Annotated in this window: 25 protein-coding genes and 1 pseudogene; 22 read left to right on the forward strand and 4 right to left on the reverse strand. The window is 47.9% G+C overall.

Going from position 1 to position 26,372, the window contains the following annotated elements; all coding sequences use genetic code 11:
• Positions 1 to 21 precede the first annotated feature (21 nt).
• The 5 genes from buk to NSQ39_RS06910 are packed head-to-tail and all read left to right on the forward strand — an operon-like array spanning position 22 to position 5,840.
• On the forward strand, positions 22 to 1,134 hold the full coding sequence (gene buk / locus NSQ39_RS06890; protein ID WP_175077332.1) for a butyrate kinase: 1,113 nt from the start codon (positions 22 to 24) through the stop codon (positions 1,132 to 1,134).
• Complete coding sequence (gene lpdA, locus NSQ39_RS06895) at positions 1,118 to 2,539, forward strand: dihydrolipoyl dehydrogenase (RefSeq protein ID WP_175077331.1); 1,422 nt, start codon at positions 1,118 to 1,120, stop codon at positions 2,537 to 2,539. Before buk ends, lpdA begins: the two co-directional genes overlap by 17 nt.
• Positions 2,540 to 2,561: 22 nt before the next feature.
• The gene (locus tag NSQ39_RS06900; protein ID WP_099047113.1) at positions 2,562 to 3,554 is read left to right on the forward strand and encodes a thiamine pyrophosphate-dependent dehydrogenase E1 component subunit alpha; all 993 of its coding nucleotides are present in this window, start codon (positions 2,562 to 2,564) and stop codon (positions 3,552 to 3,554) included.
• Positions 3,555 to 3,566: 12 nt separating this feature from the next.
• The gene (locus tag NSQ39_RS06905) at positions 3,567 to 4,550 is read left to right on the forward strand and encodes an alpha-ketoacid dehydrogenase subunit beta (RefSeq protein ID WP_046131861.1); all 984 of its coding nucleotides are present in this window, start codon (positions 3,567 to 3,569) and stop codon (positions 4,548 to 4,550) included.
• A 24-nt stretch (positions 4,551 to 4,574) separates the two neighbouring features.
• Positions 4,575 to 5,840: a dihydrolipoamide acetyltransferase family protein gene (locus NSQ39_RS06910; RefSeq protein ID WP_046131860.1), complete on the forward strand. Its 1,266-nt coding sequence runs from the start codon at positions 4,575 to 4,577 to the stop codon at positions 5,838 to 5,840.
• Between the two features lie 25 nt (positions 5,841 to 5,865).
• Here NSQ39_RS06910 and NSQ39_RS06915 read toward each other — a convergent pair.
• A pseudogene (locus NSQ39_RS06915) lies at positions 5,866 to 6,768 on the reverse strand (YegS/Rv2252/BmrU family lipid kinase).
• A 140-nt stretch (positions 6,769 to 6,908) separates the two neighbouring features.
• Here NSQ39_RS06915 and NSQ39_RS06920 point away from each other — a divergent pair.
• The 6 genes from NSQ39_RS06920 (at position 6,909) to NSQ39_RS06945 (ending at position 12,504) form a co-directional block, all read left to right on the forward strand.
• Positions 6,909 to 7,346: a BrxA/BrxB family bacilliredoxin gene (locus NSQ39_RS06920; RefSeq protein WP_046133030.1), complete on the forward strand. Its 438-nt coding sequence runs from the start codon at positions 6,909 to 6,911 to the stop codon at positions 7,344 to 7,346.
• Positions 7,347 to 7,434: 88 nt separating this feature from the next.
• A protein-coding gene (locus NSQ39_RS06925) for an IS3 family transposase (RefSeq protein ID WP_341014421.1) occupies positions 7,435 to 8,990 on the forward strand; the annotation gives its coding sequence in 2 pieces (ribosomal slippage) (positions 7,435 to 8,092 and positions 8,092 to 8,990; 1,557 coding nt in all).
• A gap of 243 nt (positions 8,991 to 9,233) precedes the next feature.
• Positions 9,234 to 9,998: a transporter substrate-binding domain-containing protein gene (locus tag NSQ39_RS06930; RefSeq protein ID WP_175077484.1), complete on the forward strand. Its 765-nt coding sequence runs from the start codon at positions 9,234 to 9,236 to the stop codon at positions 9,996 to 9,998.
• 89 nt (positions 9,999 to 10,087) lie between these two features.
• Positions 10,088 to 10,750, forward strand: coding sequence for an amino acid ABC transporter permease (locus tag NSQ39_RS06935; RefSeq protein WP_046131729.1), 663 nt, complete (start codon positions 10,088 to 10,090; stop codon positions 10,748 to 10,750).
• Positions 10,743 to 11,465: an amino acid ABC transporter ATP-binding protein gene (locus NSQ39_RS06940; RefSeq protein WP_175077483.1), complete on the forward strand. Its 723-nt coding sequence runs from the start codon at positions 10,743 to 10,745 to the stop codon at positions 11,463 to 11,465. The genes NSQ39_RS06935 and NSQ39_RS06940 overlap by 8 nt, the downstream gene beginning before the upstream one ends.
• A 79-nt stretch (positions 11,466 to 11,544) precedes the next feature.
• Positions 11,545 to 12,504, forward strand: a complete 960-nt coding sequence (locus tag NSQ39_RS06945; RefSeq protein ID WP_046131727.1) for an aromatic acid exporter family protein — start codon at positions 11,545 to 11,547, stop codon at positions 12,502 to 12,504.
• A gap of 107 nt (positions 12,505 to 12,611) precedes the next feature.
• Here NSQ39_RS06945 and prli42 read toward each other — a convergent pair whose 3' ends face one another.
• The gene (prli42, locus tag NSQ39_RS06950) at positions 12,612 to 12,704 is read right to left on the reverse strand and encodes a stressosome-associated protein Prli42 (RefSeq protein WP_152654489.1); all 93 of its coding nucleotides are present in this window, start codon (positions 12,702 to 12,704) and stop codon (positions 12,612 to 12,614) included.
• 108 nt (positions 12,705 to 12,812) lie between these two features.
• On the opposite strand from prli42, the gene NSQ39_RS06955 reads away from it, so the two are divergent.
• Genes NSQ39_RS06955 through NSQ39_RS06965 form a run of 3 tightly spaced genes read left to right on the forward strand, consistent with a single transcriptional unit; the run spans position 12,813 to position 15,950 of the window.
• The gene (locus tag NSQ39_RS06955) at positions 12,813 to 14,333 is read left to right on the forward strand and encodes an acyl-CoA carboxylase subunit beta (protein ID WP_082094132.1); all 1,521 of its coding nucleotides are present in this window, start codon (positions 12,813 to 12,815) and stop codon (positions 14,331 to 14,333) included.
• 18 nt (positions 14,334 to 14,351) lie between these two features.
• The gene (locus tag NSQ39_RS06960; protein ID WP_175077482.1) at positions 14,352 to 15,470 is read left to right on the forward strand and encodes a M20/M25/M40 family metallo-hydrolase; all 1,119 of its coding nucleotides are present in this window, start codon (positions 14,352 to 14,354) and stop codon (positions 15,468 to 15,470) included.
• A 15-nt stretch (positions 15,471 to 15,485) separates the two neighbouring features.
• Entirely contained in the window at positions 15,486 to 15,950 is a 465-nt protein-coding gene (locus NSQ39_RS06965; RefSeq protein ID WP_175077481.1) for a chemotaxis protein CheW, read from the forward strand.
• A gap of 43 nt (positions 15,951 to 15,993) precedes the next feature.
• Here the strand turns inward: NSQ39_RS06965 and NSQ39_RS06970 are convergent, their stop codons facing one another.
• Both NSQ39_RS06970 and NSQ39_RS06975 read right to left on the reverse strand, forming a co-directional pair.
• Positions 15,994 to 16,815, reverse strand: coding sequence for a membrane protein insertase YidC (locus tag NSQ39_RS06970; protein ID WP_373688048.1), 822 nt, complete (start codon positions 16,813 to 16,815; stop codon positions 15,994 to 15,996).
• A gap of 51 nt (positions 16,816 to 16,866) precedes the next feature.
• A complete protein-coding gene (locus NSQ39_RS06975; protein WP_046131722.1) occupies positions 16,867 to 17,154 on the reverse strand; it encodes a hypothetical protein in 288 nt (95 codons plus the stop codon).
• 77 nt (positions 17,155 to 17,231) lie between these two features.
• On the opposite strand from NSQ39_RS06975, the gene NSQ39_RS06980 reads away from it, so the two are divergent.
• The 8 genes from NSQ39_RS06980 (at position 17,232) to NSQ39_RS07015 (ending at position 26,249) form a co-directional block, all read left to right on the forward strand.
• A complete protein-coding gene (locus NSQ39_RS06980; protein ID WP_272901917.1) occupies positions 17,232 to 18,476 on the forward strand; it encodes a DNA polymerase IV in 1,245 nt (414 codons plus the stop codon).
• An 89-nt stretch (positions 18,477 to 18,565) separates the two neighbouring features.
• Complete coding sequence (gene gndA / locus NSQ39_RS06985) at positions 18,566 to 19,975, forward strand: NADP-dependent phosphogluconate dehydrogenase (protein WP_046131721.1); 1,410 nt, start codon at positions 18,566 to 18,568, stop codon at positions 19,973 to 19,975.
• A gap of 117 nt (positions 19,976 to 20,092) precedes the next feature.
• Positions 20,093 to 20,878 carry an SDR family oxidoreductase gene (locus tag NSQ39_RS06990; RefSeq protein ID WP_046131720.1) on the forward strand — a complete coding sequence of 262 codons (786 nt, stop codon included), beginning with the start codon at positions 20,093 to 20,095 and terminating at the stop codon, positions 20,876 to 20,878.
• A gap of 140 nt (positions 20,879 to 21,018) precedes the next feature.
• Complete coding sequence (locus tag NSQ39_RS06995) at positions 21,019 to 22,680, forward strand: alkaline phosphatase (RefSeq protein WP_341014422.1); 1,662 nt, start codon at positions 21,019 to 21,021, stop codon at positions 22,678 to 22,680.
• Between the two features lie 149 nt (positions 22,681 to 22,829).
• Positions 22,830 to 23,138 carry a PTS sugar transporter subunit IIB gene (locus tag NSQ39_RS07000; protein ID WP_046132371.1) on the forward strand — a complete coding sequence of 103 codons (309 nt, stop codon included), beginning with the start codon at positions 22,830 to 22,832 and terminating at the stop codon, positions 23,136 to 23,138.
• Positions 23,139 to 23,143: 5 nt separating this feature from the next.
• Positions 23,144 to 23,488 (forward strand): PTS lactose/cellobiose transporter subunit IIA, encoded by a 345-nt coding sequence (locus tag NSQ39_RS07005; RefSeq protein WP_175077479.1) that lies wholly within the window; start codon positions 23,144 to 23,146, stop codon positions 23,486 to 23,488.
• Between the two features lie 16 nt (positions 23,489 to 23,504).
• Complete coding sequence (gene celB, locus NSQ39_RS07010; protein WP_175077478.1) at positions 23,505 to 24,818, forward strand: PTS cellobiose transporter subunit IIC; 1,314 nt, start codon at positions 23,505 to 23,507, stop codon at positions 24,816 to 24,818.
• Between the two features lie 15 nt (positions 24,819 to 24,833).
• Positions 24,834 to 26,249, forward strand: a complete 1,416-nt coding sequence (locus tag NSQ39_RS07015; protein ID WP_175077477.1) for a glycoside hydrolase family 1 protein — start codon at positions 24,834 to 24,836, stop codon at positions 26,247 to 26,249.
• Positions 26,250 to 26,372 lie beyond the last annotated feature (123 nt).

A 26,372-nucleotide genomic window follows, 5' to 3' on the forward strand; every position in this document is an offset into this window, starting at 1 on the left:
TTATCACTGGAGGTCAAAAAAATGCAGGCACAGGAAAAACGTATTCTCGTCATTAACCCGGGATCAACATCTACCAAGATCGGCGTTTTTCACGATGACCGTTCCATTTTTGAAAAATCAATCCGCCATGACGAGGCAAAGCTGAAACAGTATGAGACGATTTCTGACCAATATTCATTAAGAAAACAGGCCGTTTTAGAAACGCTGCACGAACAGGGCATCAATATTTCGAAGCTGAATGCCGTATGCGCAAGGGGCGGCCTGCTCCGGCCGATCAAAGGCGGGACATACGAAGTGAATGATGCGATGATTGAGGATTTAAAAAACGGCTATGCCGGCGAGCACGCCTCAAACCTCGGAGGGATCATCGCCAGAGAAATAGCCGACGGCCTTAATATTCCGGCTTTTATCGTCGATCCCGTTGTCGTCGATGAAATGACGGATGTCGCTAAAATTTCCGGCACTCCGCTTATTGAAAGAAGGAGCATCTTTCATGCCCTCAACCAAAAAGCGGTGGCCCGAAAAGCGGCTTGGCAGTTTGGCAAGCGCTATGAAGACATGAAAATGATCATTACGCACATGGGAGGCGGCATTACGATCGGCGTCCATTGCCATGGTCGGGTCATCGACGTCAACAACGGCCTCCACGGTGAAGGTCCGCTCAGCCCTGAGCGGGCCGGCACCATTCCGGCCGGGGACCTTATCGATTTGTGCTTTTCCGGCGAATATACGCGCGATGAGCTGATGAAAATGCTCGTCGGCGGCGGTGGACTTTCCGGCTATCTCGGCACGACCGACGCTGTGAAAGTCGAAAAAATGATTCAGGAAGGCGACCAAAAAGCGGCGCTTATCTATGAAGCGATGGCGTATCAAATTGCGAAAGAAATCGGCGCGGCCAGCGCCGTATTAAGAGGGGAAGTAGACGTTATCATTCTGACGGGCGGACTGGCTTACGGAAAAACATTTGTTTCCTCGATCAGAAAATACATAGACTGGATTTCGGATGTCGTCGTTTACCCCGGCGAAAACGAGCTTCAAGCTCTGGCCGAAGGCGCTTTTCGGGTGCTAAACGGGGAAGAAGAAGCGAAAGAGTATCCGAACCAGAGGAGGGAAAGTCATGGCAACAGAATATGATCTCGTGATTCTCGGAGGCGGAACGGGCGGATATGTAGCCGCAATCAGAGCTTCACAGCTCGGATTGAAAACAGCGGTTGTTGAAAAACAAAAGCTTGGCGGCACATGCCTTCACAAAGGCTGTATTCCGTCCAAGGCGCTCTTGAGAAGCGCAGAGGTTTACCGAACCGCGAAAAAAGCGGAAGAATTCGGGGTGATGATTCCCGAAGTTAATCTTCAATTTTCCCGGGTTCAAAACCGGAAGCAAAAGGTTGTCGACCAGCTCTACAACGGTGTGAAGCATTTGATGAAAAAAGGGAAAATCGATGTATACGAAGGAATCGGACGGATTCTCGGACCGTCGATCTTTTCCCCGATGCCGGGAACAGTGTCAGTTGAGATGGCAAACGGGGGCGAAAACGAAATGCTCGTTCCGAAAAACGTCATCATCGCCACCGGTTCAAGGCCGCGCCCGCTTCCAGGACTCGAGCCGGACGGCGAACGCGTCCTCTCTTCTGACGAAGCCCTTGAACTCGAGAAGCTGCCGGCGTCCATCGTGATTGTCGGCGGCGGTGTCATCGGCATCGAGTGGGCTTCCATGCTCAACGACTTCGGCGTTGATGTCACGGTCATTGAATACGCGAAGCGGATTTTGCCGACCGAGGACGCGGACATATCAAAAGAAATGCAAACCCGCCTGACGAAAAAGGGCATCAAGATCATCACGGGAGCAAAAGTGCTGCCTGACAGCCTCGAAAAGGGAGAGGGAATCAGCATACAAGCCGAAAAAGACGGTGAAACGCTTGCGTTTTCGGCTGAAAAAATGCTCATTTCAGTCGGCCGGCAGGCCAATATCGAAGGGATCGGACTTGAAAACACGGATATTGAAGTCGAAAACGGGTTTATCTCGACAAACAGCATGTACCAGACGAAAGAGTCCCATATTTATGCGATCGGCGATGTCATCGGCGGTTTGCAACTTGCCCATGTCGCTTCCCATGAAGGCATAACCGCCGTCGAACATATCGCCGGCGAAGAGCCTCATCAGATGGACTACTCTCTAGTTTCAAAATGCATATACTCAAGTCCTGAAGCGGCGTCGGTCGGTTTAACGGAAGAAGAAGCGAAGGCTGAGGGACGAAATATGAAAGTCGGCAAATTCCCGTTTCAGGCGATCGGAAAAGCGCTCGTTTACGGAGAAACGGAAGGCTTCGTAAAAATCGTCGCTGACAAGGATACTGACGATATTTTAGGGATCCATATGATCGGCCCGCATGTGACGGACATGATTTCCGAAGCGGGGCTTGCAAAGGTGCTTGATGCGACGCCGTGGGAAATCGGCCAGACGATCCATCCGCATCCGACGCTTTCTGAAGCCATCGGAGAAGCCGCCCTTGCGGTTGATGGAAAAGCGATTCATTTTTAAAAAGCATAAAGGAGTGAAAAAAATGAGCAATAATCGTCACGAAGCAGTGGGATTAACAGATGAACAGGCAATCGATATGTACAAAACCATGCTTTTGGCAAGAAAGCTCGATGAGCGGATGTGGCTGCTGAACAGATCAGGCAAAATCCCTTTCGTGATCTCTTGCCAAGGTCAGGAAGCGGCCCAAGTCGGCGCTGCTTTCGCTTTAGACCGCGACAATGACTATGTTTTGCCTTATTACAGAGACATGGGCGTCGTGCTCGCGTTTGGAATGACGGCAAAGGATTTAATGCTTTCCGCTTTCGCGAAAGCGGAAGACCCAAACTCTGGAGGAAAACAAATGCCCAGCCACTTCGGGCAAAAGAAAAACCGGATCGTCACGGGCTCTTCTCCGGTGACGACACAAGTTCCGCACGCCGTCGGCGTCGCTCTCGCAGGAAGGCTGGACAACAAGAATATCGCTACATTTGTGACATTTGGCGAAGGCTCTTCAAATCAGGGCGATTTTCATGAAGGGGCAAACTTTGCCGCGGTTCATAAGCTTCCTGTCATTTTCATGTGCGAGAACAATAAATACGCTATTTCCGTTCCGTACGAAAAGCAGGTCGCATGCGAGAAGATTTCCGACCGTGCCGTAGGCTATGGAATGCCCGGGATTACGGTTGACGGAAACGACCCGCTCGAGGTGTATAAGGTGGTCAAAGAAGCGAGGGAGCGGGCTGGAAGAGGCGAAGGCCCGACATTGATCGAAACGATTTCATACCGGCTGACCCCTCACTCCAGCGATGATGACGACAGAAGCTACAGAGGCCAGGAAGAAGTGGCTGAAGCGAAGAAAAAGGATCCGATCATAACATACGCGCAGTATTTAATAGAAGCCGGACTTCTTACCGAAGAGTCAGAAAAAGCGATAGCAGACGAGATTGCGAATATCGTCAATGAAGCAACAGATTATGCTGAGCATGCTCCGTATGCCGATCCTGAAGAGGCGCTGCGGCATGTTTATGCGGAGTAGGGGGGAAAACCAATGCCTGTAATGTCGTATATAGATGCTGTTACATTGGCTTTAAAAGAGGAAATGGAAAAAGACCCGCGCGTCTTTATTCTCGGCGAGGACGTCGGAAAAAAAGGCGGAGTCTTCAAAGCGACAGCCGGCCTATATGATCAGTTTGGGGAAGAGCGGGTCATGGACACGCCGCTCGCCGAATCGGCGATTGCCGGGGTCGGAATCGGTGCCGCCATGTATGGCATGAGACCGGTAGCGGAAATGCAGTTTGCTGATTTTATCATGCCCGCTGTCAACCAAATTATTTCGGAAGCGGCAAAAATCCGCTACAGGTCGAATAATGACTGGAACTGTCCGATCGTCATCAGGGCGCCGTACGGAGGAGGCATTCACGGAGCGCTGTACCATTCTCAGTCCGTAGAGGCCGTGTTTGCCAATCAGCCTGGACTGAAAATCGTCATGCCTTCCACGCCTTATGATGTAAAAGGGCTTTTAAAAGCGGCCATTCGCGATGAGGATCCAGTGCTGTTTTTTGAGCATAAAAGAGCCTACCGCCTTATAAAAGGCGAGGTGCCGAATGACGATTACGTACTGCCGATCGGCAAAGCTGACGTCAAACGGGAAGGCGAAGACATCACAGTCATTACTTATGGATTGTGCGTTCACTTTGCTCTTCAGGCGGCTGAGCGGCTTGCGAAGGACGGAATTTCCGCTCATATCCTCGATTTAAGAACGGTATATCCGCTCGATAAGGAAGCGATTATTGAAGCAGCTTCCAAAACGGGCAAGGTGCTCCTTATGACTGAAGATACGAAAGAAGGCAGCGTAATGAGCGAAGTCGCCGCGATCATTTCTGAGCACTGTCTCTTTGATCTGGATGCGCCGATCAAGCGGCTGGCAGGGCCTGATGTGCCGGCAATGCCGTATGCGCCGTCGATGGAAAAATATTTTATGGTCAATCCGGAAAAAGCAGAAGCAGCGATGAGAGAACTCGCAGAGTTTTAAAGCTAAGAAAAGGAGGACAATCGTATGGCAGTGGAACAGATGACAATGCCCAAGCTCGGAGAGAGCGTAACCGAGGGAACGATCAGCAAATGGCTTGTCAGCGTCGGGGATCGCGTCAATAAATATGACCCGATCGCTGAAGTTATGACGGACAAAGTCAACGCTGAAGTGCCTTCCTCTTTTACGGGAACGATCAAAGAGCTTGTCGCAGAAGAAGGAGAGACCTTGCAGGTCGGAGATGTCATTTGCAACGTCGAAACAAATGAAGAATCAAAGCCGGAAACCCCTCAGGATACAGAGGAACATAATACAGAGGCACTGCCAAAAGCAGAGCCGCAAGACGCGCCGAACAAAAAGCGCTATTCACCGGCAGTTTTGCGCCTGGCGGGAGAGCATAACATCGATTTGGAACAAGTGGAAGGAACAGGAGCCGGCGGGCGGATCACCCGCAAAGACCTCCAGCGCATCATTGCATCAGGCGGCATTCCGGTTCAAGGCGCGGCAGCGGAAAAACAGCCGGCAGAACCGCAGAAAACGGCTGCGGCCCGCGCGCCGAAAGCTGCTGAAACAAAGGCTCCGGAAACGGCAGCAGGCGACATTGAAATACCTGTCACAGGCATCCGCAATGCGATTGCTTCCAATATGGTCAGAAGCAAGCATGAAATCCCTCATGCCTGGACGATGATGGAAGTCGATGTCACAAACCTTGTCAGCTACCGCAATCACATCAAAGACGAATTTAAAAAGAAAGAAGGCTTCAATTTAACCTTTTTTGCTTTCTTCGTCAAAGCGGTTGCCCAAGCGCTGAAAGAATTCCCGCAAATGAACAGCATGTGGGCCGGCGATAAAATCATTCAGAAAAAGGACATCAACATTTCGATTGCCGTGGCGACGGAAGATGCATTGTATGTGCCGGTTATTAAGCATGCCGATGAAAAAACGATTAAAGGCATTGCAAGAGAAATCGCGGACTTGGCCCATAAGGTGCGGAGCGGCAAGCTGACAAGCGATGATATGACCGGCGGAACGTTTACCGTTAACAATACGGGTTCTTTCGGCTCTGTCCAGTCGATGGGCATCATCAATCATCCGCAGGCGGCGATTTTGCAGGTGGAATCGATCGTCAAGCGTCCCGTTGTGATGGACCACGGTATGATCGCCGTCAGGGATATGGTCAATTTATGCTTATCGCTTGACCATAGAGTGCTTGACGGTCTTATTTGCGGAAGATTTCTTGCCCGTGTGAAAGACATCCTTGAACACATCGATGAACATACATCCGTTTATTGAATATAAAAAAGCTGACCCTTTCCGGTCAGCTTTTTCTGTTGACGCCCGGAACGAGCATGCGGAGATGGCCGTTCAGCACGTTAATGTCCGCCGGCGCCTTGGAATAAATTTCACCGTCTGTATCGGCGTCCATTTCTTCAGCGGTTTCCACTTTGATCGTTTTTCCCTGAAAATAAGACAGATCTCCTTCGAACGTTTCCCATTCAGGCTGATCCATGGAGAGAAGTTCCTTTAATGCCGAGAGGCTGGTATTCCGGCAAACGAGTACATCCGCCTTTCCGTCAGTAGCTGTGGCTTTGGGGAGGGGCAGACGGTTCGTTCCGATAAACTGCCCGTTCAGCACCAACACCATCACGGCTTCATCTGTCAGTTCCTCTCCGTCGATGGTCAGTTTGCATGGGAAAGGCTTGAGCTTCGGGATCGTCCGCAATGCGCTCGTAAAATAGCTGATTCTTCCGAGGAGCGCCTTTTCGGTTTGATTGATGTGGCTTGAAGCCTCTGTAATAAAGCCCACGCCCCAAAAATTTAAACAATAATGATTATTTGCTTTCAGCACATCTACGGCGGCTTTATCCCCGTGTACCAGCGCTTCGGCCGCTTTTTCGATGTTTTGCGGAATTTCAAGCGTTCTTGAAAAATCGTTGCAGGTCCCGCCGGGCAATATCCCGATCGCGGGTTTCGACTAAAGCGGGCTGATGCCATTTATGCATTCGTGGACTGTGCCGTCCCCGCCTAAAATATATAATTCGTCAACGCCTTCTCCGATATGCCGGCATAGGCGGAAAGCATCTCCCTTTTGCCTCGTCGGGTTGATGATCAGCTCATCTATGTATTCGGAAAGGATCGGAACGGCTGTGCCGAGCGTTTTTTTGATGTTTTTTTGTCCGGCATTGCCGTTGTAAATCAGCATGGCTTTCCTTTTGTTCATATGGCTCACCTGTCTCTTTCGTCTCTTTTTATAGGTTTCCCCGATTGTTCCCCGCACTAAACCTTTAAGACGCGTGATTTGCGGTATGAACGGTTTCAAAGTATCATTAAAAAAGACGATGAAAAAGGAGAGGACTCAAAGTGAACATGGATTTTAATTTGTTTATGAACGATGTTGTGCGCCAGGCCAGGCAGGAGATCACAGCGGCCGGATACAAGGAATTAAAAACGGCTGAAGAAGTAGACGAAGCATTGGCGAAAAAAGGGACCACGCTCGTGATGGTGAACTCCGTCTGCGGCTGTGCCGGAGGAATTGCAAGGCCTGCCGCCTATCACGCCGTCCACTATGATAAGCGGCCGGATCATCTCGTGACGGTGTTTGCGGGCCAGGACAAAGAGGCCACGGCAAGGGCGCGCGAATATTTTGAAGGATATCCGCCGTCTTCCCCGTCATTTGCATTGCTGAAGGACGGCAAGATTGTAAAAATGGTCGAGCGCCATGAGATTGAGGGCTATGAACCGATGGCCGTCATCACGAAGCTTCAGGGATTGTTTGAGGAGTACTGCGAAGAAGTATAATGAACAAAAGCCTGCCGGCATGTGATATGCTCCCCTAAAGGTAGACAGATGAAATAAAAAAATCTGTTTGCCTTGGGGGAGTTTTTTCATGGCTGGAAAATGGTTTTCAAAAGAAGAAAAATTGAATATTCTATCAGAATGTGATCAGGGCAATAATTCGGTGAAGGAGATTGCAGAAAAATATGACATTCATGCCGAAACAATTCGTGAATGGAGAACATCGCATGATATGGCGGGTGTGGAGAGTTTGGAACGTTCAAAGCGCCATAAGTTCTATCCCGCAGAATTAAAATACAATGCCGTGAAAGACTTCTTATCCGGACGCTACTCTCAAAGAGAAATCTCGAGAAAATATAAGATTTCCAGTAAATCCGTACTCATGAAGTGGGTTGAGCTTTATAATGGTCATAAAACGTTAAAAGACAGCGGGAGAGGAAGGAATCGTTTGATGACCAAACGGAAGAACGTTTCATTGGAAGAACGGATTGAGATTGCGAAGGATTGTCTAGCTCATGGAAAGGACTACGCCAGATCAATGGAGATTCATCAAGTCTCCTACCAACAGGTGTATCAATGGGTGAAAAAGTATCAAGAAGGCGGAGAAGAGGCCTTAAAAGACAACCGAGGGAAACGCAAAACCGAAGAAGAACTGACACCTGAAGAAAAAATTCAACGGGAAAACAAACGGCTGGAACAGGAAAATGAGCGTTTGCGCGCAGAGAATGCGTTCTTAAAAAAGTTGGAAGAGATCAAAAGGAGGCGGTTCTAAGTCAGGTTCGGTACGAAGATCGATATCTCGCCATTTTAGAGCTGAATCGAAAAGAAGGCTTTTCTGTCCAAATGTTATGTGAGATTGCCGAAGTTTCGCGCCAGGGGTATTACAAATGGAGGAGCCGAGTACCTTCAGCGAGAGAAAAACAGAATGAAAAGATTATCGCCAAAATGGCGCTACTTCACGAACAAATTGGCGGTATCTACGGATACCGCAGAATGACCTTAAACATGAACCGCCGCTTTAAAGAGCGCCTCAATCATAAGCGCATCTATCGGCTGATGAAAATTGCCAAGCTGGAGTGTGTCATTCGGCGGAAGAAAAAACGTTACGGCAAAGCGACGCCTCAACATGTGTCCGAAAATATCCTGAATCGAGAGTTTAAAGCGGACAAACCAAATCAAAAATGGGTGACTGATGTGACAGAGCTAAAATACGGCCATCGGAAAGCGTACCTCAGTGCCATTTTAGATCTTCATGAGGGAATGGTCGTGTCTTATGTGCTGGGGAAATCCAATAATAACGCCCTTGTGTTTAAAACCTTGAACCAAGCGCTTGAGGCAGCCCCAAACGCACGTCCTCTCCTTCACAGCGACAGAGGTTTTCAATACACGTCCCACCAGTTTAGAAGGATGATTGAAAACGCAAATATGACACAGAGTATGTCCCGCGTCGGCCGCTGTATTGATAACGGCCCCATTGAGTCGTTTTGGGGGAAATTAAAATGCGAGAAATACAGACGGAATTCGTACGAGACATTTGAGGCACTTCAAAGCGCAATTGATGAATATATCCACTTTTACAACCACGATCGTCTACAAGAAAAACTAAACGGCCTCAGCCCAGTGGAATACAGGGCTAAAGCCGTCTAGTGTGTTTTAGTTATTTCCACTGTCTACTTGACAGGGTGCAGATCAATGAACGGCAGGCTTTTTGTATATTAATTTAATAAATATGCAATTCGAAGGGTAAAAATGACAGGATTCTATTATTTTATACAAGCTTTTCTAAAGGTTTTTCATGTATTTTTTTAAAATAGTATTGCATCATTATGAGAAAATGTTTAAAATACATATCAACGAATAAATATTCAAATGGATTCAGGGGGATACAACATGAAAAAATGGCTTTTACTGTTAGTGACGGTTTGTGCCGCATTTTCTTTGGCCGCTTGCGGGACGAGCAGCTCAAGCGATAAAAAAACATTGGTGATGGGAACTTCTGCAGACTACCCGCCTTTTGAATCGAAGGACGGAGACAATATCGTCGGTTTTGACGTTGATCTGGCCAAAGCGCTAGCCAAAAAGACGGGCCATGAACTCGAAGTCCAGGATATGGATTTTAACGGATTGGTGACAGCCCTTAAAACAAATAAAGTAGACATCGTCTTGTCAGGCATGACGCCGACTCCTCAGCGCAAAAAACAAGTCGATTTTTCAAACGTTTATTATACGGCTCACAACATGATCGTGACGAAGAAATCGAGCGGCATCAAATCGCTTGATGACCTGAATGGAAAAACAGTCGGCGTGCAGCTCGGTTCCATCCAGGAAGAAAAAGCGAAGGAACTGACTTCAAAGTACGATTTGAAGGTTGAAAACCGCAACCGCATTTCCGATTTGACCGAAGAGATTAAAGCTGGCCGTTTCGAAGCAGCAATTATCGAAGACATCGTTGCTGAAAAATATTTAAATAAAAACAAAGAACTCACCGCTTTCAATCTTCCGAAAGACCCTGACGATCAAGCCGGATCGGCGATTGCTTTCAAAAAAGGAAGCGACCTGACGGAGAAGTTCAACAAGGCGCTTAAAGAAATGGAGAAAAGCGGAGAGTTGGACAAATTGAAAGAAAAATGGTTTAGCGGAGAAACACAAAAGTAAGCACGAAAAGTTCAACTTTTTTGTTGAACTTTTTTTGCTAAAAGTGATTGGACGCCTCACTTACTTGAGGCGGGAGAAGGAGAGTCATTATGAATTTTCTTGATTTTTCAAGTACGATACCTGAAATGCCTTTTATTCTGGAAGGTCTCGGCGTTACATTAAAAGTAGTCGTCGCTGCGGCGGTGTTTGGATTTGTGCTGGGGGTTTTCATCACCCTCCTGAAAATCAGCTCGATCAAGGTTCTTTCATGGATCGCTGATTTTTATACCTCAATATTCAGGGGAACGCCGCTCGTTCTGCAGTTAATGATCGTGTATTACGGCCTGCCGCAGGTTCTGGGTTTTGATATTGACGCCTATTGGGCAGCGGTGGTCGCGTTCGGGTTAAACTCGGCCGCCTATGTATCGGAAATCATCAGAGCCGGCATCAATGCCATCGATAAAGGCCAAAAAGAAGCAGCGATGGCTCTTGGCGTGCCATACTGGAAAATGATGAAGGATCTCTTGCTGCCTCAGGCCTTCAAAAACATTATGCCTGCCCTTGTCAACGAATCGGTTACGCTGACGAAGGAGTCAGCGGTTGTGACGGTCATCGGGCTCGGCGATATTATGAGACGGAGCTATCAGGCGGGAGCGGCGATCTACAGCCCTCTTGAACCGATGCTGTTTGCCGGTTTGATTTACTATGTGCTCGTTCTGATACTGACGTTTGCCGGCAAAGCGATTGAAAGGAAGCTGAATGCAAATGATTAATGTTAGCAATCTCTCAAAATCTTTCGGAAAACTTGAGGTGCTCAAAAATATTTCCGTTTCCTTTGAAAAAGGAGAAGTAGCGGCTGTTATCGGTCCGTCCGGTTCAGGGAAATCGACGTTTTTGCGCTGCCTGAACCTGCTCGAAAAGCCGACGGACGGAAGCATTTTCATCAAGGATCAGGAGATTACGAACAAGAAAACAAACGTGCTGAAAATCAGAGAGAACATCGGAATGGTCTTTCAGCATTTTCATTTGTTTCCGCATAAGACTGTTTTGGAAAACATCGTATATGCGCCTGTTAAAGTCAAAAAAGAAAGCAGGGAAGCGGCTGTCAAAAAAGCGGAAGAGCTGCTCGAAAAAGTCGGGCTTCTCAATAAAAAAGACGATTATCCGAACCGTTTGTCAGGCGGGCAAAAGCAGCGGGTGGCCATCGCCCGGGCCTTGGCGATGAATCCGGAGATCATGCTGTTTGACGAACCGACGTCGGCGCTCGACCCCGAGATGGTGAAGGAAGTGCTTCAGGTCATGCAGGACCTGGCGAAAACGGGAATGACGATGGTGATCGTCACGCACGAAATGGGATTTGCGAAAGAAGTCGCCGACAGAGTGCTGTTTATGGACGGAGGAACGATCGTCGAAGACGCCGACCCGTCATCATTTTTTTCTTCACCAAAATCGCAAAGAGCTCAAGACTTTTTGGAGAAAATACTATAAAATAAGCGGAAGAAGACATAGATCTTCTTCTTTTTTGGTTCATTTAATCCAACGATAGAAAAAAAGATTGGGGTTTACGATGTTTAAAATAGGTTATCGCACATTAAAAACAGCACTCGGAACGGCACTATCGATCTATATCGCCCAGCTTTTGGGCCTGCACAATTTTGTGTCAACAGGCATTATTACCATCCTTTGCATTCAAGTGACGCAAAAGCGGTCTCTCCTGGCGTCATGGGCCCGTTTTGCCGCATGTTGCCTTGCGATTGGGTTTTCGTATATTTTCTTTGAATTGATCGGCTATCATCCGGCTGTCATCGGTCTCATGCTTTTATTTTTCATTCCGACAACCGTTATTCTGAAAATCAAAGAAGGAGTCGTCACAAGCTCGGTTATCATCCTTCATCTCTACATGTCTGAAGGAATCACGCTGCCTCTCGTTTGGAATGAATTCCTCATTATCATTACAGGCATCGGGGTTGCGCTCCTCATGAACTTGTACATGCCGAGCCTGGACAAGCAGCTCAAACAGTACCAGCAGAAAATCGAAGACAATTTCGCCAAAATCTTCGAAGAGATCGAGCGCTATTTGCTGACAGGGGAGCAGGACTGGACGGGAAAGGAAATTCCTGAGACGCACCGCCTGATCAATGAAGCAAAAACATTGGCATACCGCGATGTGGAAAATCACTTTTTGCGCCATGAAAACCTTTATTACCACTATTTTAAAATGCGGGAAAAACAGTTTGAAATCATTGAACGGGCTCTTCCGAAGATTACGTCGATTTCGATGACGGTGGAACAGGGGCATATGATCGCAGCGTTTATTCATGATTTGAGAGGAGCCATCCACCCGGGGAATACGGCTCATAAATTTTTAAAGCGCCTCGTGAAAATGAGAGAGGAGATCGAAGAGATGGAGCTGCCGACGACGCGCGAAGAATTTGAAGCGCGCGCAGCCCTCTTCTATTTTCTCGGTGAGATGGAGCAATATTTGGTGATTAAAAGTTATTTTAAAGGGATTAAATCTCCTGCCTGATCGCATGAGTTCCCCCTTCATTGGTCAGTCTAATGAAAAGGGAGGAGCTCATGCTATTTTTTTATGAAAACAGGCCGTTTCCGGTCATAGCAAGCACCGCATCTGTATTAGAAAATCATGCTGATTCCCGTCAGCAGGCTCGTCAGCACCATGACGCCGATCATTAGAATAACCATGATTTTAATCATTTTTTGAGACAAGCTTTTCACCTCTGTTTCGATTGATCTCCTTCCATTTTATCCTGCTTTTGATCAGCGGACAAGTTTTACGGGGGAACACCATTTCGTAAACGAAGGGGCTAAAAAATGATGAATATGTTTGAAAAAGTCGATGATTTATATAAAAGCCGCCAAGCCGCCGCGCTTGGCGGGGGAACGGAAAAGATCGACAAACAAAAACGAAAAGGAAAGCTGACTGCCAGGGAGCGGATCGGGCTTTTGCTTGATCAGGGAAGCTTCGTCGAGCTGAACGCTTTTGTGAGGAGCAGGCAGCCTGGAGGTCCCTTAGGCGATGGCGTCGTCACCGGATTTGGAAAAATTCATGGAAGGCCGGTCTATTTATTTTCCCAGGACTTTACCGTCACAGGCGGCACGCTCGGAGAGATGCATGCGAAAAAGATCGCGGCCGTCATGGATCTTGCCCTGAAAAATAAGACGCCTTTCATAGGTCTTAATGACTCAGGTGGTGCGAGAATTCAAGAGGGTGTGCTATCATTAGATGGGTACGGCCACGTTTTTTTTCGAAATGTCCTTTGCTCCGGCATCATTCCGCAGATTTCTGTCATTCTCGGTCCTTGTGCCGGCGGTGCCGTTTATTCGCCGGCTTTGACAGACTTTGTCTTTATGAGCGAAAAAACGGGGCAGATGTTCATCACAGGTCCAAAAGTCATAAAAACGGCAACGGGAGAGAATGTCACCCCCGGCGAATTGGGCGGTGCGTCCATACATAATTCAATCAGCGGCAATGCTCATTTTTCCGGGGATTCGGATGAGGCCGTTCTTCAAGAGGTGCGGAAGCTTTTATCCTATCTCCCCCAGCATCATGAAGAGAAGCCTCCTGCCGGGCCGAAACCTGTGAAAGACGATGATATGAGGCCGCATCTCTTAACCTTATTGCCCGAAGACGGCCAACGGCCGTATGACGTGAAAAACATCATTCGCGAAATTGCTGACAGCGGTACATTTTTTGAGGTGCAGCAGCATTTTGCGAAAAACGCCGTGATCGGTTTTGCGAGGATTGCAGGAGAGGTGACGGGGATCGTCGCCAACCAGCCGAAGTATTTGGCAGGCAGCTTGAATATTGATGCATCTGATAAAATGTCCCGATTTATCCGTTTTTGTGATTCGTTTCAAATTCCGATTTTGACGCTTGTGGATGTGCCGGGTTTCCTTCCGGGAATACGAGAAGAGCACGGCGGAGTGATCAGGCACGGCGCCAAAATCCTTTATGCTTTCGCTGAAGCGGCAGTTCCGAAGGTGACGGTTATTTTAAGAAAAGCATACGGCGGTGCATATGTCGCTTTAAACAGCAAGGCGCTCGGAGCTGATGCCGTATTTGCCTGGCCGAACGCTGAAATCGCAGTCATGGGAGCCGAAGAAGCAACCGATATTCTGCTGGCAAAGGGTAAAAAAACAGAGGAAGCCGACAGAAAGCGGCTTATCGCGGAGTGCATGAAAGCCGCAAGTCCCTTTACGGCGGCCCGGCATGGGATGATCGATGATATCATCGATCCGAAAGAGACGCGGAAGAGGCTGATTCAGACATTTGACATGCTGAAGAGCAAACGGGACATCCGGCCGAAAAGAAAACACGGAAACATACCGCTATAAAAATGGAGGGGAACTACCATGAATGAAAAACGCCTGTTGGAAGAGTTTCTGGAACTTGTGCAAATCGATTCTGAAACAAAACACGAAGCAGCCATCTGCAAAGTGCTGAAAGAAAAATTCACCGCTCTCGGACTGGATGTCATTGAGGACGACAGCGCGGAAAAAACCGGACACGGCGCCGGCAATCTCATATGTACGCTTCACGGAACCAAAGAAGCCGATGCCATCTATTTTACGTCACATATGGATACCGTCGTTCCCGGAAACGGTGTAAAGCCCGTCGTTGAAAACGGCTACGTGAAAACAGACGGCACGACGATTCTGGGAGCAGATGATAAAGCTGGGCTTGCGGCTATGCTTGAAGCGGTCAAAGTTCTGAAAGAGAAGAACATTCCGCACGGAACGATCCAATTTATCATTACCGCCGGCGAAGAATCCGGACTTGTCGGAGCGAAGGCTCTGGACCGTTCGCTCATTACGGCTAAATACGGCTATGCCCTTGATTCAGACGGCAAGGTCGGAGACATCATCGTGGCCGCGCCGACGCAGGCGAAAATAAAAGCGTCGATCTTCGGAAAAACAGCGCACGCAGGGGTAGAACCGGAAAAAGGCGTTTCCGCCATTACGATCGCATCAAAAGCGATTGCCAAAATGCCGCTCGGCCGCATTGACGAGGAGACGACGGCAAATATCGGCCGCTTTGAAGGCGGAACCCAAACAAATATCGTCTGCGACCAGGTTGAAATATTAGCCGAAGCCCGCTCGCTCGTTCCCGAAAAAATGAAACAGCAGACAGAGAAAATGAAAGCGGCTTTTGAAACGGCAGCCGCTGAAATGGGAGGCCGCGCCGAAGTTGAGATTGCAGTCATGTATCCCGGCTTTAAATACAAGGACGGCGACCTCGTAGTGGAAGTCGCGAAAAAAGCAGCCGAAAAGATCGGACGCCCGCATAAACTGCTGACGAGCGGAGGGGGAAGCGATGCCAACGTCATCGCAGGACACGGCATTCCGACGGTCAACCTTGCCGTAGGTTATGAAGAGATCCATACGAAAAACGAAAAAATGCCGGTTGAGGAGCTTGTCAAGACCGCAGAAATGGTCATTGCGATTATTGAGGAAGTTGCAAATCCATCATAAAGGCAGGGGTTTTACGTGGAAAATCAACATGCCATTCTTTTTCAAGTGAATCAGGAAGATTATGGGGCAGACATCCGTCACATCTTGGGGATTGAACGGATAGGACATCTGAAAGAGATCAACGGGCTTCCTCCCGAAGTCCGCGGGATCACCAGGATCAGGGATGAGATCGTTCCGGTCATAGACACGGGCGTCATCCTGCATCATAAGCCGCTTTCGATCGATGACAAAAGCAAGCTGCTGATTTTTTCATCACAAACAGGACCCGCCGGCTTGCTTGTCTCCGATGCAAAAGAGATGATTCCGATCAATGACGGCGACATCAAGCCGTTTCACATGCAGGCCGATTGCTTCACAGGCGTTCTCGAACGGAACGGCGAACTGATCATTCAATTAGATCCAGACGCCATCGTGGAAAAAATCGAAGGCTTTGGGGCGATTTCCGAAAGCTTTGAACGCGAGGAAACGGCAGCCGGATGATAAACACAACAAAAAAGGCTGCGCCGCATTTGGCGCAACCTTTTTATTTTGAAGCCGAACCCGCCGGTTCGATTCCTTTATTCTTTTTGTACATTTGATGAAAGACAACGTTCTGAACCGTCAGGAACAATCCGCTCGTCATCCAGTAGAGCGGGAGGGCAGCCGGTACGTTGATTGAAAAGACCGTCATCATCACCGGGAAAAAGAAGCCCATGATTTTTGCCGACTGCTGTGCCGCCGGGTTGGACTGCGCCGCGTTTTGGGCGTTTAATTTTTGCGATACGTAGAACTGGATAAAATACATAAAGCCGGCGCATAAAGACATGAAGATGTCCGAATGTCCCAGGTTGAACCAAAGGAAAGTGTGCGATGCGATTTCAGGCGTCGACCGGATGGCGTAATAAAAACCGATCAAAATCGGAAATTGGATCAGCATCGGCAGACAGCCCATCGCCAGCGGATTGATGTTATGCTTTTGGTAGAGCTGCATCATTTCCTGCTGAATTTCCCTTTGTTTAACAGGGTCTTTCGTCTTTTTCAGTTTGCTTTGAATGGCATCCATTTCAGGCTTGACCAGCGCCATTTTTTCCTGCATGACCCGCTGTTTTTTGTATTGATTGGCAAACAAAGGCATCACGAGGAAGCGGACGATGATCGTCACGACGATAATGGAAAGTCCATAGCTACCGTGGAAAAAACCGGCGATTCCTTTAATCAGATTTGAAAAAGGCAGCACGATATAATGTTGGAATATATTTCCGTTGTCTGCTGCGGCTGTTCCGGCGGCAGAAGCGTGCTCTCCTACAAATAAGGTCATCATCAAAAACATTGCAATCGTAACTAGTCGCGTTAATTTCTTGTTCAACATGTGTTTCCTCCTTCTTCATTTGAGGGCTTTTTAGAGCCCTGTCGCTATTTAAATGGCAAGAAGAAGGAAACGATGGTCTTCATCATCATTCGACGAAGCCTTCATGCGAATGACTTTACTAATCCATAAGGTAATGCGATGATATAGGATAACGAGAAAATCGATTCGATAAATGAAATGAATCGTTTTATATTCTTCAATCCGTTTCGTTTTCCAATTTTCCCCCGTGCTGCAATGCTTGAGCAGAAGGGCGATTCCGATCGCCGTCAGCGCGGGCAGAATGATTGTGAAAAACTCAAACAGAAAAAAAGCATCGTTAAAGGATTCGAGAATCACGATTATCACTTCCGTTTCAATAACATCTTACTATATGTACGGTCGTATGTCTAATCAGAGCAAGGGAGGGAGCCGTTTTGAAAAAAGGAAGAATCATTTTTCACATCGATATGAACAGCTTCTACGCGTCTGTTGAAACGGCATTCGATCCCTCCTTGAGCGGAAAGCCCCTCGCCATCGCCGGCAATGCGAAAGAAAGAAAGGGGATTGTCGTGACTTGCAGCTATGAGGCGAGAGCCCGCGGCGTAAAACCGCCCATGCCGCTCTGGGAGGCGAAGCGCATCTGTCCGGACCTGATTGTCAAACCGCCGAACTTCGGCCGCTACAGAAGCTCCTCGAAGGAAATGTTTGAAGTCTTAAGGGAATACACCGATCTCGTCGAGCCCGTCTCGATTGATGAAGGATATATGGATCTTACTGATACGCCGTATCGGGAAAAAGCGTACGAAACCGCCTTAGAGATTCAAAAGCGTCTGCAGGAGGAACTTCTGCTTCCGTCAAGCATCGGAATTGCGCCGAATAAATTTTTGGCCAAAATGGCATCGGATATGAAAAAACCGCTCGGCATTACCATTTTGCGAAAACGGGAGGTGCCTGATGTACTCTGGCCGATGGATATCGGCGAAATGTACGGAATCGGCCAAAAAACCGCTGAAAAGCTAAGAACGCTGAACATCGAAAAGATCGGGGATCTGGCAGCCGCGGATGAATTCGCATTAAAGCGGCTTTTAGGCATCAACGGCCCGAGGCTGAAAAGAAGGGCGAACGGAATCGATAACGGCGAGGTCAATCCAGACAGAATATACGAATTTAAAAGCGTCGGCAATTCGTCGACCCTTCCGCACGACAGCACGGATGAAAAGGAGCTGGGCAGGCTGTTTGACAAACTGGCCGGCTCGGTCAGCGACAGGCTGAGGCGAAAGGACGTCATGGCTTCGAAAATCTTTATCATGATCCGCTATGCCGACTGGACGAACATCACAAGGAGCAAGACTCTTCAAAACCCGACAGATCGGGCCGATGAGATTGCCGGCGCAGCTAAAGCGCTTTTTCATCAGCACTGGCAGGGAAATGCGGTCAGGCTGCTCGGCGTGACGGGCACAGGACTCGTGAGACGGGATGAAGCCTTCAAACAGCTCGATTTGTTTTCATTTCAGGAGGATGCCAAAGACGAACCGATTCAAAAGCTGATGAACAAGCTGAACGAAAAGTACGGTACTGATCTCATCAAAAAAGGGGTCAGAGTCGTCAAAAAAGAGAGCAACACAAGCGGAACAAGCTTCAATAAAGATTTTTTCCAGGAACAGAGAAAGGATCAATAGCTTGAAAAGATGGGTCAAAGTATGGTATTTTCATCTTACAAACACAAATTAAAAAGTATATGCAAAGCGCTTTAGAAGGGACGTTAGACATGGCAAAACAGCAAATAGGTGTAGTTGGTTTAGCGGTAATGGGAAAAAACTTGGCTTTAAATATTGAAAGCCGCGGATTTTCGGTTTCTGTATACAACAGATCAAGCGCGAAAACGGAGGAGTTTTTAGAAGAAGCCAAAGGCAAAAATGTCGTCGGCACATTCAGCATTGAAGAGTTTGTCGAGTCTCTTGAAAAACCTCGCAAAATCCTTTTGATGGTCAAAGCGGGAACGCCGACGGACGCTACGATCCAGTCGCTTCTTCCTCATCTTGAAAAAGGCGATATCCTGATCGACGGCGGAAATACATACTATAAAGATACGCAAAGACGCAACCAAGAGCTTGCCGAAAGCGGCATTCACTTTATCGGCACAGGCGTTTCCGGCGGTGAAGAAGGCGCGCTGAAAGGCCCGTCTATCATGCCGGGCGGACAAAAAGAAGCCCACGAGCTCGTCAAACCGATTCTTGAAGCGATTTCGGCAAAAGTTGACGGTGAACCTTGCACAACGTATATCGGACCTGACGGTGCAGGCCATTATGTCAAAATGGTCCACAACGGCATCGAGTACGGTGACATGCAGCTGATTTCCGAGTCTTACTTTATTCTGAAACACCTTGTCGGTTTATCGTCTGATGAGCTGCACGAAGTGTTCTCAGAGTGGAACAAAGGAGAGCTTGACAGTTACCTGATCGAGATCACCGCCGATATTTTTACGAAAAAAGACGAAGAAACAGGCAAACCGCTTGTTGATGTGATTTTGGACAAAGCAGGCCAAAAAGGCACAGGTAAATGGACAAGCCAAAGCGCGCTCGACCTTGGCGTGCCCCTTCCGATCATTACGGAATCCGTGTTTGCCCGTTTTATCTCGGCAATGAAAGAAGAGCGCGTCAAAGCGAGCAAGCTGCTTACAGGTCCTGAAGCGAAACCGGTAACTGAAAACAAAGAAGAATTAATTGAAGCGGTCAGAAAAGCCCTCTTCATGAGTAAAATCTGTTCTTATGCGCAGGGCTTTGCCCAAATGAAAGCCGCTTCAGAAGAATACGGCTGGGATTTGAAATACGGCGATATCGCGATGATTTTCCGCGGAGGATGCATCATCCGTGCGGCCTTCCTGCAAAAAATCAAAGATGCGTATGATCGTAACCCAGAGCTTGACAATCTCCTGCTCGACCCTTACTTCAAAGATATTGTGGAAAGCTATCAAGGAGCGCTCCGGAAAACGATTTCCCTTGCGGTTGAACAAGGAATTCCGGTGCCGTGCTTCTCAAGCGCACTCGCTTATTTTGACAGCTACCGCACAGCGACGCTGCCTGCCAACCTTATTCAGGCTCAGCGCGACTACTTCGGTGCCCATACGTATGAGCGTACAGACAAAGAAGGCATCTTCCATACTGAGTGGATGAAATAAGCGTATATAAACGAAAACCGCAAGCCTATGGCTTGCGGTTTTTTCATGCATTCTTTCAGCTGTTCTGTGGCAACCTATCAACACACAGCGTTTTAAATTAAGGAGGTAATCGATAACATGTATCCGAGTCTAAGCGGAAAAACGGTTGTGATCACAGGTGCCGGGACAGGCCTTGGGAAAGCGATGGCATTGCGGTTCGGTATGGAAAAGGCAAATGTCGTCATCAACTATTTTAAAGAAGAAGAAAATCCTGAGGAAACGGTGAAAGAAATTGAAAAAAGCGGTTCAAAGGCAGTCGCTCTCAGAGGAGACGTCTCAAAAGAAGAAGACGTCAAAGCGCTGATCCAAAAAGCGGTTGATTCGTTCGGCTCCGTTGATATCATGGTGAATAACGCGGGGGTTGAAAACGAAGTCCCTTCGGAAGACTTGTCGCTGGAAGACTGGAACCGCGTCATTTCAACAAATTTGACGGGAATGTTTTTAGGGTGCCGGGAAGCCCTCAAATATATGCTTGATAATGGAATCAAAGGATCGGTCATCAATATGTCGTCCGTCCACCAGCAGATCCCGTGGCCTCACTTCGTCCATTATGCGGCAAGCAAAGGGGGAGCCAAACTGCTTACAGAAACGCTCGCTCTCGAATACGCTCCGAAAGGCATCCGTGTAAACGCCATCGGGCCCGGCGCGATCGACACGCCGATCAACGCCGAAAAATTCGCTGATCCGGAATTGAAAAAAGGGGTCATCGAACTGATCCCGATCGGCTATATCGGAAAGCCGGAAGAAGTCGCGGCGTGCGCCGCCTGGCTTGCGTCAGATGAAGCGAGCTATGTTACGGGGCTGACGCTGTATGTTGACGGCGGAATGACGAAATATCCCGGGTTTCAAGCTGGAAAAGGGTAAAACAAAAAGAAGGCGGCAAGTCTTCTTTTATCATAACGCAAAAAAGTAAACATAAGATTAATAGAAAACATAAAATCTGTTTACAATCGTTTGATAGTGTAGGCTTGTCAGGAAATAAAGCAGTAATGGAGGGAGTACATATGGGTTCTTTACGAAACAGGATCGCAGGCATCACATTGGCGGGTGCCGTGGCGTTAGGTTCTGCGGGTACAGGCAGTGCAGCGATGGAAACAGCGAAAAAAAAGGAAGATCGCAAAGTCAAAAACGTCATAATGATGGTGATGGATGGAACGAGCTCTACGGCGACAACCTTGGCCCGCTGGTATAAAGGTGAGCCTCTTGCGCTTGACAAAATCGTCACCGGCGGGGTCAGAACATATTCAGCAGAATCGGCGATTACGGATTCAGCACCGGCAGGAACGGCGATGGCAACAGGGCACAAGTCAAACTCCTCATATGTCGGCGTGCTGCCTTCAGTAGTAAATTCGCCGGGCGCAGAACCCATCAGCGAGAAAGATCATTTCCGGCCATTAGCAAATGTATTGGAAGGGGCGAAGCAGACCGGAAGAGCAACCGGAATTATCGCCACATCTGAAATTCAGCACGCCACACCGGCTTCTTACTCCGCACACCATTTGAACCGCAATAACTTCGAAGTGCTCGGCGAACAGCAGGTTTACCAAAATATCGACGTCGCCCTCGGGGGAGGAAAGGAATCGCTTCAGCCGGGAACGAAGGAAAAGAGCCGCAAGGACAATGAAGACTTAGTGAACGTGATTAAAGATAAAAAATACGATTTTGTTGAAACGAAGGATGAGCTCCTCCGTTCAAAATCGAAAAAAATCTGGGGAGCTTTCTCCCAGCGCGATCTGGCTTATGACATGGATAGAAGCACGACGCATCCCGAGCAGCCGACGCTTGCCGAGATGACGAAAAAGTCGATTCAGACGCTATCAAAGGATAAAGACGGCTTCTTCTTATTTGTTGAAGGAAGCAAGCCGGACTGGGCAGCGCACCAGAATGATCCGATCGGCATTATAAGCGATGTGCTCGCATTTGATCATGCTGTCAAAGAGGCGCTGAAATTCGCCGAAAAAGATAAACATACGATGGTCATCGCCGTCACCGACCATGGAAACAGCGGGATATCGATCGGCAACAGCAATACGACGAAAGGCTATGATTCAACGCCTGTGTCGGCATACATCGATCCTTTGAAAAAAGCAAAAATGACGGTTGAGGGTGCAACGGGCAAATTAAAAGACGATTTATCAAACATCGAAGAAGCCGCACAGCTTTACGGCCTCGACAATTTAACGGCATCTGAAAAAGAACAGCTGAAAGGGGCAAAAGACAAAAAAGCGGCTGCCTCGGTTTTTGTTAAGCTGCTGGCAAACCGGGCGAACCTCGGCTTTACGACAGGAGGCCATACAGGGGAAGACGTCTTCCTTTATTCCTACGGACCCCAAAAACCGCAGGGGCTTCTCGAGAATACCGACATAGCCAAAACGATGGCGAAAGCGATGGGCTTCGATTTGGACAGATTGACAAACGACATCTTCAGCGAAGCACGCCAGGCGTTTAAGAAAGCCGGAGCGCGAGTCACAGTTGATAAAAAAGATCCTGCAAATCCGGTTGTTATCGCAGAGCGCAAAAACGTCAAAGCAGAAATGCCGGTCAACAAAAACATCATCAGGATCAAAGGCAAAGAATACGAATTAGACAGCGTGATCGTAGAAAGCGACGGCTCGTTCTATGTGCCGAAAGAGGCGGTCCGCCTCTTTCAAAAAAAAGCGCGGTAAACATGATGCAAAAGCCCTCTCAGATGAGAGGGCTTTTTATTCGTCAAAATAAATACAAACATTTATTTTTAAATGTATAGACATTTAAAAATAAAAAGATATAATAATAGATAATGAAAGCGCTTTTAAATAAAGAAAGGGGATCAAACATGAAGAAAATTCTGCTGGCATGCAGTTCAGGAATGTCGACCAGCCTTCTCGTCACCAAAATGGAGGAATATGCAAGATCAATCGGAGACGAGGCGAAAATATGGGCGGTCGGACAGGATCAGGCGAAAAAAGAAATGGACCAGGCACATGTTGTGCTAATCGGGCCGCAGATGAGCTTTTTAAAAAACGAGCTTCAAAAAGAAGCGGACAAATATGGAATTCGGGTCGATGTGATCGATATGGCGGCTTATGGAATGGCGGACGGAAAAAAAGCGTATGAACAGGCCATAAGCCTGATAGGAGATTGAATGTAATGGAAAAAACAACATTCGGCGAATTAACGCATGAGCAAATTTGCTTTCAGCTGATTCTTCACAGCGGAAACGCACGCAGCAAAATCATCCAGTCCTTGAGGGAATATAAAGAAGGAAACATCGAGAAAGCGGATGAGCTGCTCGTTCAGGCCGGTGACGATCTGCAGCAGTCCCACGACATCCATTTCCAAATGGTTCAGCAGGAAGCAGGCGGAGAAAAGCAGGATGTCTCCCTGCTTCTCATGCATGCTGAGGACCATTTCATGTCGACGCTGTCGATGAAGGAGCTCGTTTATGAGCTGCTGGAAATCTTTAAAGACAAAATGTCAGAATCAAAGAAATAGAAGGGGAGAGAAGGCCGTGTTTGAAAAACTGAGCAATATTTTGGTTCCGATTGCCGGAAAGCTCAATAACAACAGATATTTAGGCGTGCTTAGGGACGCGTTCATGCTGGCTTTTCCGCTTACGATTTTCGGGTCGATCATCGTCGTATTAACCAATTTGCCGTTCCTCGATAAAATGATGAGCAAATCTGCGCTTGAAGCGTTTCAATCTGCCCTAAGCATCGCGCCGAGTGCGACGATTAACATAATGTCCGTTTTCGTCGTCTTCGGCATCGGCTACTACCTGTCGAAAAGCTATGAGGTTGAGGCCGTATTCGGGGGAGTCGTCGCATTGGCATCTTTCCTCGTTTTGACGCCGTTTATGTTAAACAGTGAAGGCGGAGAAACGATTGCCAATGTCATCCCGGTCGACAGGCTTGGCGCAAAAGGGATGTTTCTCGGAATGATCACCGCGTTTACATCAGCCAAGATTTTCAGATTTTTTGTCCAAAAAAATTATACGATCAAAATGCCTGCAGGCGTTCCGCCAGCCGTATCAAAATCATTCGCGGCGCTCATTCCGGCCGTGATGACGCTGTCGGTCTATTTAATTATCAATATCATGATCACTCAGGCGTTCAGCACGAATATGCACGATTTGATCTACAATCTTGTTCAGGCTCCGCTTGTCGGTCTGGGAAGCGGCATTATTCCGACTTTGATCGCGATATTTTTTACCCAGCTGCTTTGGTTTTTCGGGCTGCACGGCCAAATCATCATCAACTCTGTCATGGACCCGATTTGGAACACGCTTTCATTGGAAAATTTGAATAGTTATACGGCGACGGGGGAAGTGCCGCACATTATCAATAAGCAGTTTATGGAAGTGTATACCGTCGGAATGGGCGGAACCGGCATGACTTTAGCCGTCATCATCGCGATTTTGCTCTTTATGAGAAGCAAGCAGATGAAGCAGGTGGCTAAGCTCGGAGCAGCTCCGGGGATATTCAACGTCAATGAGCCGATTATTTTCGGGCTGCCGATCGTCATGAATCCGCTGATTATCATTCCGTGGGTCGTATCACCGATGGTCGTCACGCTGATTACGTATTTTGCCATGGCCTCGGGCCTTGTACCTCCGCCTACAGGCGTTACGATTCCTTGGACGGTCCCGATTTTTATCAGCGGCATGATGGCGACCAATTCCCTTGCAGGCGGCATCCTGCAAATCGTCAATTTAGCCGTCGTCTTTGCGATATGGTTTCCGTTCCTCAAATTCATCGACCGCATGAATCTGAAGAAAGAACAGGAAATCAACGTTCCCGATCAAAACAAGACGATAGGATTGTAAAAGGAGATTGATCACATGTCAAAGACAGAAGCAAAAACAGAGCCGGTCCAATACCGTTTTCCAAAAGGCTTTTGGTGGGGATCGGCAGCCTCCGCCACCCAAATTGAAGGGGCGGCGGATGAAGGAGGAAAAGGGAAGAACATTTGGGATCACTGGTACGAAGCAGAGCCGAACCGCTTTTTTGACGGTGTGGGTCCTCAGGAGACATCGCGTTTTTATGAGACGTATAAAGAAGACATCCAGCTGATGAAGGAGCTTGGACACCATTCGTTCCGTTTTTCGATTTCTTGGTCAAGGCTTTTTCCCGAGGGAAAAGGCGAATTAAATCAGGAAGGCGCTTCCTTTTATCATAACGTAATCGATGAACTGACAGCGGCGGGGATCGAGCCTTTCGTCAACCTTTACCATTTCGACATGCCGCTCGCCCTTCAGGACATCGGCGGCTGGGAAAACCGGGAAGTCGTCAGCCATTTCGTCTCCTATGCGGAAACCTGCTTCCGTCTGTACGGAGACCGGGTCAAGACATGGTTTACGCATAATGAGCCGATTGTTCCGGTGGAAGGCGGCTATCTATACGATTTTCATTATCCTAACGAAATCGATTTTCAAAAAGCGGTTCAGGTCGCCTATCATGAGATTTTATCGAATGCCAAAGCGGTTGAGGCTTACCGCAGGCTCGGCGGAGACGGAAAAATCGGCATCATCCTGAATGTAACGCCGTCTTATCCGCGAAGCCGGCATCCCGAGGATGTGAAAGCATCTGAAATAGCAGACGCCTTCTTTAATCGATCATTTCTCGATCCTGCGGTTAAAGGAGAGTTTCCTTCACTTTTAATTGATATATTAAAAGAGGATGGCTTCCTTCCCGACGTGAAGCCCGGCGATTTAGAGCTGATCAAAGCCAATACGGTTGATTTGCTCGGGATCAACTATTATCAGCCGAGACGGGTGAAGGCGAAGGAACATCTGCCAAATCCGAACGCGCCTTTTACGCCTGAGCGCTTCTTTGACCATTATGAAATGCCGGGCAGAAAAATGAACCGCCACCGCGGATGGGAAATCTATGAAAAAGGCATATATGATATTTTGATGAATCTCAAAGACAATTACGGCAATATTGAATGCTTTGTTTCGGAGAACGGCATGGGTGTCGAAGGGGAGGAACGCTTCCGCGGCGAAGACGGAATGATTCATGATGACTACCGGATTGAATTTATAAAAGATCACTTAAAATGGGTTCACCAGGCCATTCAGGAAGGTTCAAATGTAAAGGGATATCACCTGTGGACCTTTATGGACAACTGGTCATGGACGAACGCTTATAAAAACCGCTACGGCTTTGTATCAGTCAACCTTGACAAAAACGGCGAACGGACGATTAAAAAAAGCGGATACTGGTTCAAACGCATGACAGAGATGGGCGGTTTTTAGCATTCGGCTGCTAAGGGTTTTGGAGGCAAAACGAATATAAAGGAGATGGTCTTTTCGGCCATCTTTTTATTTCCCTGAGGAAATCGATATAATGATAAAGAAGGCGCTTCATATCAAACAGAA

It is taken from the genome of Bacillus sp. FSL W8-0848, from assembly GCF_038007805.1.
GTDB lineage: Bacteria > Bacillota > Bacilli > Bacillales > Bacillaceae > Bacillus > Bacillus glycinifermentans.